Here is a 12,177-nt window from a genome sequence, read left to right as displayed (position 1 = left end):
AAATAATGACATTTTTGTTACTATCTTATAAAGTTCATAAATACCTTGTCTTCAACTTTAGGTTCTTCTATTTTATCTTTACCAGCATCTACAAGTTTTAAAAGCCATGACATGTTTTTACCTAAGATTTTCATAATCTGCATTCCCTCTTCATCTTGAGTTGCTTCGCCTGGTGCAGTACCAAACACTACATTCCAATAATTTGATGTAGGCATTGCCATTTCTGAGTAATTAATATAATTATTTAATTGATCAAATGTTGGAATGCCACCCGCACGCCTTACTGCCACCACACTAGCTCCTACCTTATGTCTAAGCATACCTCCATTTGTAGATGTTACAAGAAATGCACGATCTAAAAATGATTTCATAGTTCCAGCTATCGCGCTGTAATGTACAGGTGAGCCTAAAATAATTCCGTCAGCCTCTTTCATTTTTTGAATCCATTCATTAACCTCATCATTCTTAATAACGCACTTTTCATCCATGTTTCTACTACATCCGCCACAGGCTAAACATCCACGTATTACTTTATTTCCTACATGAATAATTTCTACCTCTATATTCTCTTTTTTAAGTTCTGTAGCTACAGCTTTAATAGCCTCATATGTATTTCCATTTTTATTAGGACTCCCGTTAAAAGCAAGTACTTTCATAATATATACCTCCATATAATCTTCATTTATTTAAAACCTGTGTTCATTATAATGCTTCCCAATTTAACTTGCTAGTACGCACTATTTAGTTAGTTACCTTACCTTTAGGTAAGATTCTTACACTTTAGGTAAGATTCTTATAAATATCTATATTTATTTAACATTATGCATAAGTTTGCTTATATTAAATTGCTCCTATATAATTAACCCTAATATGTTATAACTCTCATTGAAGACCCTAAATATAAAAATAATTAAAGGTAGGTACCCTAATGATATACTGTAAAGGTAAAGAATATATATGTTTATTAGATTATGCAATGGATTTTGTACGAGGCAAATGGAGGGCAGTTTTATTATGTCATTTATATGATGAACCTAAAAGATTTTTAGAACTTCAAAGAATAACTATAGGTATAAGTCAAAAGGTCCTAAATGAGAATCTCAAAGAATTAATAAATGATGAATTAGTTGGTAAGAAAATCTATGCAGAAATTCCACCCAAAGTTGAGTATTACCTTACCGATATAGGATATGAGCTAACTAAAATTATTAAAGAAATTGAAAATTGGTCTATTAGTCATTATTCGCACTTGTTGAAGTAATAGTTAATATTAAAATAATCCATCCCTACATATAACTGTAGAAACGGACCATTTAAATTATAAAACTCATAAAATAAAACTACTTAATCAATTTATTTTCTCTAAGGAAGTCTTCAGCAACTTTTGCTGGAGGCACCGCTTGTTTATCAACCTTATAATTTAATTCTATCATTTTTTCCTCAGTAATTTTTCCGCCTAATTTGTTAATTAAAGGCTTAAGTTGTGGATATTTCTGAAGGGTTTTACTATTAACTATCGGTACACAATCATAATTTGGGAAGAATTGTTTGTCATCTTTTAAAACCTTAAGTTTATATGACTTTAATAAACCTTCTGTCGTAAAGGCATCTATAACATCTACTTTTTTATTCCCTATAGCTGTATACCTTAGTCCCCCATCAATTGAATTAAATTCTTTAAATTTAAAATTATATACTTTACTTATTCCTGAATACCCATCTGCTCTATTACAAAATTCTAATGTAGCACCTAGTTTAAGCTTATCTCCCACCTTTGCAAGGTCTGAAATAGTCTCTAAATTATATTTCTTTGCTGTGTCTTGTCTTACTGACAATGTATAAGTATCGTTAAATCCAAAAGGTTTGAGCCATATTATACCATAGTTATTAAGATAATAATCACTTACCACTTTATATGCTTTAGCTGGATCATTAATTGGTGCTCTCTTCATAATACCAACCAAACTCATTCCAGTATACTCAGGATACATATCTATTTTACCAGTTTTTAACGCTGTGTATGCCAGCCCTGAACCGCCTAAATTCAACTTTTTTTCCACTTTAATTTTTGTGTTTTTTTCTATTAGCGTTGCTAACATATTACCTAATATAATTTGTTCAGAACTGTTGTAGCACCCTACCACAATTGTGTCGGTTTTTCTTGTGGCCATAAATATGCCACTACCTACTAACACAACTACTAAACAACTAGCTATGATTTTTTGTGTTTTATTAAATTTATATCTTTTTTTTCTAGACAGTTTAATTGTACCATCTGCTTTTCTAATTCCTGGTGGTGTAACCCCTTCTTCGATTTTCGCTACAACAGCGTCCATTAATAGTGCGAGTAAACATGCAGGAATTGCTCCGGCTAGAATCATATTGTTATCTACAGTTTGCACACCTGAGAATACCATATATCCAAGTCCACCTGCACCTACAAATGCTGCAATTGTCATAAGCCCAACTGCTGTAACTGCTGATATTCTTATTCCTGTCATAATTATAGGAAACGCAAGTGGTAATTGAACTAGCTTAAGTATTTGTTTACTCGTCATTCCCATACCCTTAGATGACTCAATTACATCTGGATTTATATTCATAAGTCCAGTATATGTGTTTTTTATAATAGGAAGTAATGAATATAAAAACACCATTAGTATCGCCGGTGCACTACCTATTCCCATTACTGGTATTAGAAATCCGAGTAATGCTAAACTAGGTACCGCTTGTATTAAATTAGCAAGACCTATAACTGGCCCCGCTAACTTCTTAACTCTAGATATTAATATACCTAAAGGAATTCCAATAATTATTGCTATAAGCACAGCAAATACTGTTAATTCGATATGCTGAAGTGTTAAATCTATTATCTGCCCATGTGTTTGAAATACAAAATCTTTAAAACCAACTATTGAACGTATTATTCCCATTACTCCTCATCCTCCTGGTTAATATACTGATTGCTTAAAACAATTAACAAACTACTCTCAGTAATTAGCCCAACTAACTTTGAACTATCATCTACAACTGGCACATATCCGATTTTAAGTTCATTCATTAGATTTAATATATCTACTAAAGAGTCCTCTAGATTAACAGTTTTAATTTCTGTGCCCATAATAGTATTTACCCTTAGAGACCCCGTGTAATTTCTTATAATATCTTTTATTGTAACAATTCCTTCTAGCTTATCTTCTTTATTAATAATTAACAAACTGTCTACTTTGTTTGCCTTCATAATTTCCAAAGCTTGTACTACTGTTCTGCTTCCACTAGTCGTAATTGGCTCCGTAATCATAATATCCTTAGCTCTTATAAACCCTGGTTGTTGCCATATTCTATTTTTCCCAATAAATTCTTTAACAAAATCATTAGCAGGATTATTTAGAATTTCTTCTGGAGTATCATACTGAACAATATTTCCGTCCTTCATAATACAAATTCTATCGCCAAGCTTAAGTGCCTCATCCATATCATGAGTTACAAAAACTATTGTTTTTTTAGACTCTTGTTGAAGATTAAACAATTCATCTTGAAGCTGATTTCTGGTAATTGGGTCTAATGCGCTAAAAGGCTCATCCATAAGAATTACATCCGGATTTGTTGCCCAAGCTCTTGCAACTCCGATTCTTTGTTGCTGACCTCCACTTAACTCACATGGATATCTGTTTATATACTCTTCTGGCTTCATTCCCACCATTTCTAAGAGTTCATTTGTCCTTGCAAGTATCTTTTCTTCTGGCCATTTCTCAAGCATTGGTATTATTCCAATATTCTCCCCTACAGTCATATGTGGCAAAAGCCCTGTTTGCTGTATGACATATCCCATATTCCGTCTAAGCTTAATGGTATCCTCCTTAAATATATTTTTACCATCTAAGTTTATACTCCCTGATGTCGGTAAAATTAATTTATTAATCATTTTTAAGGTTGTGGTTTTACCGCAACCACTTTGTCCTACTATAACTACAAATTCTCCCTTATTTACAGTAAAACTAATGTCGTTAATTACGGTTTTATTCTTAAAAACCTTCCTTAAATTCCTAAACTCTAACATATAACCTCTCCTCAATATAATAATGCATCGTTAGCTAATTTACACTAATTAGAACTAACAACTTATATGATATCATAGGCGTGTCTGTTTGGAAAACTCCATAAACTGTGAATAGATGTGGCAGTTCTATCAATATTAGGGTACAGTCGATATATACATAAAAACGGTTCATATGCTACGTATTGGTGCGTTTATTGGCTATATGGCATTTTAATAATCGGTTTGTGTTTTGGAAAACCTTCTTTCTTTCATTTTAGAAAAATATTATAGAATTAATATAGCAGAAAAAGAATAGTATATTATGAATGTTTAATTTATCTTAATATTGAAATAAATATATTCCAGGAGATGATTCGTTTGAATCCAACTATTATTCTATTGTTTATTCTTGCCGCTGCCATATTAGGAAAAGCAAATTCGGTTGCCATTGCAACATGTATTCTACTTATGGCAAAACTTTTAGACTTAGACAAATATGTTTATCCACCTCTTCAAAAGAGCGGAATGACATGGGGACTAATACTTCTTATAGCTGCCATTATGATACCTATAGCTAACGGTACCATAACATCCGTAAACATAAAAAGTGTATTTACATCCTGGATAGGCCTAACAGCTTTAGTTCTTTCTTTTTTAACAACATATTTAAGCGGACAAGGTTTAAACTATCTTACTGTTCAGGGTCATAGCGATATAATGCCTGCCATGATAGTCGGCGCAGTGGCAGCTGCATCATTTTTAGGCGGAGTACCTGTAGGGCCACTTATTACATCTGGAATACTGGCAGTGTTTGTGAAAGTTATTCATAAATGAATAAAAAGTAATACGCGCATTTATTTAAATACGCGTATTACTTTTTATCACTGCATTCTCGCAACTTCTCTATAGTTTTTTTAATCACTTCATCCATAGTCATATTGGTAGTATCAATAACTAAATCATAATTACTATCATTGTCTATATCAATATTATACATTTCATTAAACCTTATTACCTCAAGTCTTCTTCTTCCAATTATTCTTTCTTTGGCCTCTTGCACACAAGTATAATTTTCACACTCTCCTCGATTGCTTTCCATAGCACGTTCTACTGCAACATCTATATCTACTTTGAAATAAATCTTAAAAGAATTTGGTATGAAATGCCAAGCAAGTCTGGCATCAAAAATAAAGTTTTCATTTTCTCTCCCAATTTGCATAGTTCTATTATCAACCTCATGGTCTAAATTGTTTTGAAACACATAATCATTGTATTCCATAATAGTCATACCTTTTTCTACCGCAAGCTTTCTTTGTAATTCACCCACACTAAAATAGGTATAATCCATTACCTCGCATACACCCTTAGCTACACTGCTCTTTCCCGAATATAAGTCCCCCGTTATAGTTATTTTCAATTTGACATCATCTCCTATGCTTAAGAAATATTAAGACAAATAATTTATTTTCTTCAATTTTAAAACTTTTTATCACAATAGGAAATAGCCCTATCTCTCTCCTTGTTCTCATTCTTATATATTACCACAATTACTATATTTTTAAGTCCAAATCAAAGAATTCATTTTATTTTACAATATTATACTAATATAGAAAATTGCGGACCGGACCTTTAATATGGTATTATGTATTTAACGACATTTCAGAAGGTAAATCTTATATTTTCATAAATAGAAGTTATATATACCAAAAATAAATTTCAGCAAGGGTATCTATACTCTTCTGAAGTCGTTAATACATCACCGCAGGTGATGATTTAATTAAGTAATCATCTAGGAGGTTATTATGGAAAGACAAAAATCATCTTATGCAAATCGAAAGAAACATTATGAAGATTTATTAAAAAAACAAACCCAAACCATAAGTTTTATAAGCTTATTGAGATTAATAATCTTTGTAGCCGGACTAAGTTTTTCAATTTTCTTCTATATGCGAGCTACTTATTACTTAAGTGTTTTTGTATTAATTACAACACTTATCGTATTCATAACACTTGCAATAAAACATAAAAAAATAAAGTATAATAAAATCCGCTGTACTATTTTATGTGAAATTAATGAAAATTGTCTAAAACGTCTCGATAATAATTGGAAGGGTTTTTCTGATAGTGGTCAGGACTTCGTTGATGAAACTCACAGCTACTCAAGAGATCTAGATATATTTGGTGATAACTCTCTTTTCCAATGGATAAACACCTGTATAACTTACCTAGGACGTCAAAAGCTTAAAGAAACGCTCCAAAAACCTAAGTATAATATCGAAGAAATATACAAAAGGCAGAAAGCCATAAAAGAGCTCGCTAAAAATATTGGATGGACACAAAGATTTGAAGCAGAAGCAATACTTAGTGAAAATAAAAATCATGACCCAGAAGAATTATTTAAGTGGGCAGAGGATAAAAATGAATTTTTCCTAAAACCAATAATCATAGCCGTAATAAGAATATTGCCGATAATAATTTTCTCTCTTCTAGTAGCCTCTTTTATTTTATCTATAATATCATATAAAATATTTATGTTAGCAATAGTCCTTCACATAATTCTTCTTTTAGTTGGATATAAAGAAGTAAGTAGAAACTTGGACACCGTGTATCAATATAAAGATTCTATTCTTATATATAATAGGTTACTTAAGCACATAGAAAAGAAGAAGTTCGACTCAGAGTACTTAATTAAATTAAAAGAAAAGCTTATAAATAAAGATGGAATGAAAGCTTCCACTCAGATTAAAAAGTTGGCAAATCTAGTAACTGTAATATCTGACAGAAAAAACATTTACTATTTCCCTATAAATATACTTACTCTATGGGATTATCAATGTTTAATCAATCTACAACGCTTTAAAAAAGCTAGTGCATCCTCTTTAAAAACATGGCTTGAAGTTATAGGTGAAATGGAGGCATTAAATAGTTTATCAACCATTGCCTTTGAGCACAGTGATTGGGCTATGCCAAAATTCCAAGATAATCCACCTATATTCGATGCTAAAAAACTCGGCCATCCATTACTTGGAGATAAGAGAATATACAATGATATTCATATAGACAAGTCACAAAACATTATTTTAATAACAGGTTCCAACATGTCAGGTAAAAGCACACTACTTCGTACAACGGGCATTAATTTGGTTTTAGCCTATACCGGTGCTCCCGTATGCTGTGAAAGTTTTAACTGCTCTATAATGGATATCTATACTTGCATGAGGACAAGTGATAATTTAGAAAAAAATATTTCCTCCTTCTATGCAGAACTTTTAAGAATAAAAAAACTTGTAACTGCAACTGAAGATAAGACCCCCATTTTTTTCTTATTGGATGAAATTTTCAAAGGAACTAACTCTATTGATAGACATACTGGTGCTAAAGTTTTAGTTGCAAAACTAAGTAATGAAAATGCTTTAGGTTTTGTATCTACCCATGACCTAGAACTTGGTGAAATAGAAAAGACAAATAGAAAAGTTAGAAATTATCACCTTCGTGAATATTATAAAGATGATAAACTATACTTTGACTATAAATTACGAACCGGTGTTTCTACCACTAGAAATGCATTATACTTAATGAAAATGGCAGGACTTGAAATTCCTAGCGATATCGATCTTCCTAAATAAACTCAACTTTTTTTAATATCTATTATTTTTTTAAATGAAAACTATTAAAATGCATGTAGTGTATTTTGATAGCTTTTCTTTTATTTTTTATAATCAGAAAGATTTTTTCAATTGTGTTATACTATCTGCATCAATATTGCAAAGTATTGCATTCTTGATGTTACTCTTACTATTGGCATCAAGCTTGTTATAAGTAGATTTAATACTAGCTTGATCTGTCTTAAAATCATAGGAAGGATTAGTTTCAAGTTTGTCTACAGTTGAAATCATTATCGCTATCACCTGTTTCTCCTTTTGTGACTCAACTTGCGAATATGCATTTTTTAGCTCGCCATGCACTTTTATTAACAAAAGGCGCTTATTTGCAGCTTGCACTAGAACATCTTTGGTGTTTTTTTCCTTTTCTCGAGTAACATATTTAGACTTTTTAACCTCCTCTCTTATAATTTCTAATTCTTTCTTTTTATCAATACCCAAAGTTTTATCTTCTGCTTTTTTACTCTCATCTACATCCTTTTGAGTTATCTTAATAACACCACCTTTTACCAAGGTATTTTTATTTTTATTTAACCCCTCTGTTGAATTGGTTTTCCTAAGATTTACTTTACTATTAGTTGATATTATAGATAAAAAGACGACAAATACTCCTAATAAAATAATCAATGACAATGATAATATTTTTTTCTTTTTTTGATTATATTTTTTTATTCTTTTGTTTTTCGTCATATTTCCCCTTTTTCTGCTTAATATCAATATGTTATCATATTTATAATCATTTTATACTTTACTACAGATTGTTAACAAAAAATTTATCCATGTTTTAGTGTAACTTTTCAAATAATAAAATTACCACAAGCATTTTTGATTAACAATTTAACCATGTATATATCTTAGTAATTTCCCTATGTTTCAATAGGTTTTTAATATTATTTTAGAGCAAAATAGTAACATAGTAATAGAGAGAAAGGAGAAATGTAATCTTATGAAAATTAATTCGAAGTTAAAAAATTTTATTATAGTAATTTCTATAATTGCTCTTTTTAAAGGTTACTTTTTATCCGATTTTGCCAGCAAAACAAAAGACTATAAAGATAAATATGGTGTTTATCTAGTCTTAGCTGAATGATTCAATAAAATACAAAAAAATTAAAAAAATTGTATATGCTAACCTAAGGATATAATTGTCCTCAAGGAAAGTTTATACAATTTTTTTAAAAAATTATTTATTACCTTTAAACCCTTGTCTTTCAAGTGATTCTTTAACTTTTGGATAATAAAAATATTTATATGTTCCTGATATATCCTGGCTCCATGAATTACTAAGTCTACCATTTGTTACTTTTATCATATGATCTTTAACTACTTTATCATATTTTTTAATTTTTGATTTTAACTCTAAAGAATCTTTATTGTAAACTTCTTTATTATAAATTACATCTTTAGGAAATCTTGGTTTAACTTCTGACTTATCAGCCGGATGACCAATGACAAGCCCTACCATAGGATATACAAGTTCAGGTAATTCTAAAAGTTCAGCTACTGCCTCTGCCTCTTTTCTGATACCTCCTATTGGTACAATTCCAAGACCTAATGACTCTGCTGCAGCTATCGCATTACTAAGTGCCAATCCTACATCTACTGCACCTACTAATTTTGCTTCTTCACTTTCAGTAATTACAAACTCTTCACCATTTATTTCAGACGCAAGTTTAGCTCTATAAAAATCTGCACAAAACACTAAGAAAACAGGCGCTTTATCTACATAAACTTGATTTCCCACAAGTTTTGATAACTTATTTTTCTTCTCAATATTCTGCACACTAATTATAGTAACTTGTTGCCCATTTATAGAAGAAGGAGCCGCTTGACTAGCTCTTATTATTAGGTCTAAATCTTCCTCACTTACAGCATCAGATTTATAATCTCTAACTGATCTATGATCATTTAATAATTTAATTACTTCATTCATATTCTCGTCTCCAGTCATTTATTATTTGTTAATAGCTCTTATTATTTACATAATACTCTCTATCTTTTTCTTTGTCAATATGTTCAAATTTACTCTGGTTTTTAATGTCGTAATTTTATTATCATTATTCCAAAGTTTAATAAGAACTCCTATTAAAAATTATTTCTTAACCCCATATACACTTGAGGTAATGCCCATTACAACAATAATAGAACCTATTATATTAAAATAAAAGGTCTCATTAGACGAAAACCCACCCCCACCAAATGCTATAATTGCTACTCCAACAATAGTAACTTCTATGCCTATTAACATTATTTGTATTGAAGTCTTATTTTTTGTATATTTATCTAACATAACTATAGTTAAAAGTACTGGAACAAGAAAAATAACGATTAAAAATAAAACTCCCACAAAAACACCCCTCCGTCTAGATTAAAATCCAATTTTTTCATCTATTAATACGATTTCCATATCGGTGTTATTCATCTTTTTATAATAAATTAAAAGACCATTACAAATGCGATCTGGACTGGAACAATTATAACAGCGATCTCCTTTTACTGCACACGGTGTTCTTATTCCTAATCTCTTGGCATTACTAGGTGCAGCAATGTTACGAGCACGCCAGATAGCAGCTTCAAGCGTAGGTTCAATTTTATTTGTGCTGACAACAAAATATACCTTCTTGTGACCGAACAGTGAACCAGCTACACGATTACCTGTGCCATCAATATTTACCATCTCTCCCGTTTCTGACAGCGCATTCACTGAAGTAAAAAAAATATCTGTAGTCAAACACTTTATGGCAGTATCACGGAATGTTGCCTCTGCTTCACAATGCTTAGGATCAACAACCTTGTTGTGTGATGAAAACCTATCAAACAGGTTCATATTAAACATAGTTTGAGAATCGCCAAAGCCTATGTATTCGTCATTAAGTCTACTTTCTAAATACTGTGCTGCATCTTCTGATGTTTTAAAGAAACTAACCTCATAATTATTTTTTTTAAGTGCTAAAATGGTTTTTTCAATATTCATGATTTTACTATACCTCCAATGTTTTTTAATTATATTTGTTTATATAAATGCTTTAACAATATTATTTTCTTTTTATAATCATCTTCATCCTTTAAAATAATATTCTTTTGAGATAAATTAAATATAACTTTAACACTTTCATCGTACTTCCTGATATTTTCATTGCTCTCATCAACTAAATCAAGATTACATAATGATTTTTCAAATTCATCATCAGTAATTATTTTATTACTCTTTAAATCATTAAGTGTTGAGAGTATGTCAACATCAAATTTAATTTTATTACTATGTTTGTTATCAGTGTATATTTTATTCAATTGATAAAATGCAGGACTAAAAAAACCGATTAACCCAAATAAAATAATGCCAAACTCACCAGCTTGACCACCTATATTTAAAATTACCGATCCCAATATTAGACCTAAAAATCCACAAATTATTGAGTATATAATTAACTTCATAGCCATCACTCCTTCTTCTATATGCCTTGATTATTTTACAAACTCGACTTAAATCTATAGAAATTATATCATATCTCCACATTACTATATTCCAATAATGGTAGATATTTTTTATGAACCCTCCCCCTAGACCCATCCTCGTATGAATTTTCTCGGGAAGTGACTTGAAATAAGAAGTGCAAAAACAATTGAAATCCCATTTAGAAATTCTTGTTTTGCGAATGTAAAATTCTCGTGAGACTTCCTGAAAGGAAGGCTAGCGAACCGGCAGGATGCCGAATGTGAGTACGTAACAATTGAGAATTGTTACGCCCCCCAGAGAGCTACCTAGCGGTTGAGAATTTTACGTGAGCAAAACACTAGAATTTCTTAATGAGATTTCATGTTTCAAACTCTTATTTCAAGGCACAAGTGAGAAATTTCATTAACTAGGTGACACCAATTTTAATCCTACAATTCCTATTATTATAAATCCAATACAGCCTAACCTCATTGCATTTACAGGTTCTTTGAATAATACTATTCCTAAAATCACAGTACCAACTGTACCAATTCCTGTCCAAATTGCATATGCAGTTCCTATTGGAAGGCTTTTCAATGATAAAGACAAAAAATAGAAACTTGCTATCATTCCCAATATCGTAAATACGCTCGGTACAAGCTTTGTGAATCCTTGTGAATATTTAAGTCCTATAGCCCAACCCATTTCAAAAAATCCTGCTATAACTAAAGACACCCATTGCATAATTTTCACTCTCCTCTTCTAATATAAAAATTTTTAATATTTATTAGTACTTAATAAATTTGCCCTTAACAATAACAAAAAATAAAAGCCAAAGACGATATTGTAGAATATCTCCCAGGCTTTTATCCTTCCGTGAACACAATTAAACTGTGCGTTTTATCTTGGACCAGTCCAGTTATAAACCTAAAACTGCGGAACCCTATAAAACTTTTATTTATATGAGTTTTACAAACTCTTTTTTACCAATTATGTTTTCATTAATTACTTAGTATAAAGCAAGACGACAGCCTAACACC

Annotated in this window: 14 protein-coding genes and 1 riboswitch; of the genes, 4 read left to right on the top strand and 10 right to left on the bottom strand. The window is 30.8% G+C overall.

All coding sequences use genetic code 11. The features are described 5' to 3' along the window. Window positions 1–20: 20 nt before the first annotated feature. Complete coding sequence (locus tag KPL54_RS00470) at window positions 21–656, bottom strand: flavodoxin family protein (protein WP_216103732.1); 636 nt, start codon at window positions 654–656, stop codon at window positions 21–23. A 272-nt stretch (window positions 657–928) separates the two neighbouring features. On the opposite strand from KPL54_RS00470, the gene KPL54_RS00465 reads away from it, so the two are divergent. Then, window positions 929–1,261: a winged helix-turn-helix transcriptional regulator gene (locus KPL54_RS00465; RefSeq protein ID WP_216103731.1), complete on the top strand. Its 333-nt coding sequence runs from the start codon at window positions 929–931 to the stop codon at window positions 1,259–1,261. A gap of 79 nt (window positions 1,262–1,340) precedes the next feature. Here the strand turns inward: KPL54_RS00465 and KPL54_RS00460 are convergent, their stop codons facing one another. Beyond that, the gene (locus KPL54_RS00460; protein WP_216103730.1) at window positions 1,341–2,933 is read right to left on the bottom strand and encodes an ABC transporter permease/substrate-binding protein; all 1,593 of its coding nucleotides are present in this window, start codon (window positions 2,931–2,933) and stop codon (window positions 1,341–1,343) included. Then, a complete protein-coding gene (locus KPL54_RS00455; protein ID WP_216103729.1) occupies window positions 2,933–4,060 on the bottom strand; it encodes an ABC transporter ATP-binding protein in 1,128 nt (375 codons plus the stop codon). Before KPL54_RS00455 ends, KPL54_RS00460 begins: the two co-directional genes overlap by 1 nt. Before the next feature lie 357 nt (window positions 4,061–4,417). Here KPL54_RS00455 and KPL54_RS00450 point away from each other — a divergent pair, with 357 nt between their 5' ends. Beyond that, entirely contained in the window at window positions 4,418–4,873 is a 456-nt protein-coding gene (locus KPL54_RS00450; protein ID WP_216103728.1) for a DUF441 domain-containing protein, read from the top strand. A 37-nt stretch (window positions 4,874–4,910) separates the two neighbouring features. Here the strand turns inward: KPL54_RS00450 and KPL54_RS00445 are convergent, their stop codons facing one another. Beyond that, window positions 4,911–5,456, bottom strand: coding sequence for a cytidylate kinase family protein (locus tag KPL54_RS00445; RefSeq protein WP_216103727.1), 546 nt, complete (start codon window positions 5,454–5,456; stop codon window positions 4,911–4,913). Between the two features lie 385 nt (window positions 5,457–5,841). Here KPL54_RS00445 and KPL54_RS00440 point away from each other — a divergent pair, with 385 nt between their 5' ends. After that, window positions 5,842–7,665 carry a MutS-related protein gene (locus tag KPL54_RS00440; protein WP_216103726.1) on the top strand — a complete coding sequence of 608 codons (1,824 nt, stop codon included), beginning with the start codon at window positions 5,842–5,844 and terminating at the stop codon, window positions 7,663–7,665. A gap of 93 nt (window positions 7,666–7,758) precedes the next feature. Here KPL54_RS00440 and KPL54_RS00435 read toward each other — a convergent pair whose 3' ends face one another. Further along, a complete protein-coding gene (locus KPL54_RS00435; RefSeq protein ID WP_216103725.1) occupies window positions 7,759–8,391 on the bottom strand; it encodes a hypothetical protein in 633 nt (210 codons plus the stop codon). A gap of 256 nt (window positions 8,392–8,647) precedes the next feature. On the opposite strand from KPL54_RS00435, the gene KPL54_RS00430 reads away from it, so the two are divergent. Then, window positions 8,648–8,791: a hypothetical protein gene (locus KPL54_RS00430; protein WP_216103724.1), complete on the top strand. Its 144-nt coding sequence runs from the start codon at window positions 8,648–8,650 to the stop codon at window positions 8,789–8,791. Between the two features lie 93 nt (window positions 8,792–8,884). On the opposite strand, the gene KPL54_RS00425 is transcribed toward KPL54_RS00430, so the two are convergent. The 5 genes from KPL54_RS00425 to sugE all read right to left on the bottom strand — a co-directional run bounded on the left by KPL54_RS00425 (window position 8,885) and on the right by sugE (window position 11,881). Then, on the bottom strand, window positions 8,885–9,634 hold the full coding sequence (locus KPL54_RS00425; protein ID WP_071614484.1) for an NADPH-dependent oxidoreductase: 750 nt from the start codon (window positions 9,632–9,634) through the stop codon (window positions 8,885–8,887). Between the two features lie 159 nt (window positions 9,635–9,793). After that, complete coding sequence (locus tag KPL54_RS00420; RefSeq protein ID WP_216103723.1) at window positions 9,794–10,048, bottom strand: hypothetical protein; 255 nt, start codon at window positions 10,046–10,048, stop codon at window positions 9,794–9,796. A 21-nt stretch (window positions 10,049–10,069) separates the two neighbouring features. Continuing rightward, window positions 10,070–10,675: a lactate utilization protein gene (locus KPL54_RS00415; RefSeq protein WP_216103722.1), complete on the bottom strand. Its 606-nt coding sequence runs from the start codon at window positions 10,673–10,675 to the stop codon at window positions 10,070–10,072. Between the two features lie 29 nt (window positions 10,676–10,704). Beyond that, window positions 10,705–11,136 carry a hypothetical protein gene (locus KPL54_RS00410; RefSeq protein WP_216103721.1) on the bottom strand — a complete coding sequence of 144 codons (432 nt, stop codon included), beginning with the start codon at window positions 11,134–11,136 and terminating at the stop codon, window positions 10,705–10,707. A gap of 424 nt (window positions 11,137–11,560) precedes the next feature. After that, the gene (sugE, locus tag KPL54_RS00405) at window positions 11,561–11,881 is read right to left on the bottom strand and encodes a quaternary ammonium compound efflux SMR transporter SugE (protein WP_216103720.1); all 321 of its coding nucleotides are present in this window, start codon (window positions 11,879–11,881) and stop codon (window positions 11,561–11,563) included. Between the two features lie 109 nt (window positions 11,882–11,990). Next, window positions 11,991–12,095: riboswitch (guanidine-I (ykkC/yxkD leader) on the bottom strand. Between the last annotated feature and the right edge of the window lie 82 nt (window positions 12,096–12,177).

This window comes from Clostridium estertheticum (genome assembly GCF_018861295.1).
Lineage (GTDB): Bacteria > Bacillota > Clostridia > Clostridiales > Clostridiaceae > Clostridium_AD > Clostridium_AD estertheticum_D.
This window is presented reverse-complemented; position numbering and strand designations above follow the sequence as displayed.

Coding starts and splice junctions, on each gene's coding strand:
- KPL54_RS00410 (WP_216103721.1), bottom strand. CDS start 11,136: ATGAAGTTAATTATATACTCAATAATTTGTGGATTTTTAGGTCTAATA.
- sugE (WP_216103720.1), bottom strand. CDS start 11,881: ATGCAATGGGTGTCTTTAGTTATAGCAGGATTTTTTGAAATGGGTTGG.
- KPL54_RS00435 (WP_216103725.1), bottom strand. CDS start 8,391: ATGACGAAAAACAAAAGAATAAAAAAATATAATCAAAAAAAGAAAAAA.
- KPL54_RS00455 (WP_216103729.1), bottom strand. CDS start 4,060: ATGTTAGAGTTTAGGAATTTAAGGAAGGTTTTTAAGAATAAAACCGTA.
- KPL54_RS00415 (WP_216103722.1), bottom strand. CDS start 10,675: ATGAATATTGAAAAAACCATTTTAGCACTTAAAAAAAATAATTATGAG.
- KPL54_RS00430 (WP_216103724.1), top strand. CDS start 8,648: ATGAAAATTAATTCGAAGTTAAAAAATTTTATTATAGTAATTTCTATA.
- KPL54_RS00440 (WP_216103726.1), top strand. CDS start 5,842: ATGGAAAGACAAAAATCATCTTATGCAAATCGAAAGAAACATTATGAA.
- KPL54_RS00470 (WP_216103732.1), bottom strand. CDS start 656: ATGAAAGTACTTGCTTTTAACGGGAGTCCTAATAAAAATGGAAATACA.
- KPL54_RS00425 (WP_071614484.1), bottom strand. CDS start 9,634: ATGAATGAAGTAATTAAATTATTAAATGATCATAGATCAGTTAGAGAT.
- KPL54_RS00465 (WP_216103731.1), top strand. CDS start 929: ATGATATACTGTAAAGGTAAAGAATATATATGTTTATTAGATTATGCA.
- KPL54_RS00460 (WP_216103730.1), bottom strand. CDS start 2,933: ATGGGAATAATACGTTCAATAGTTGGTTTTAAAGATTTTGTATTTCAA.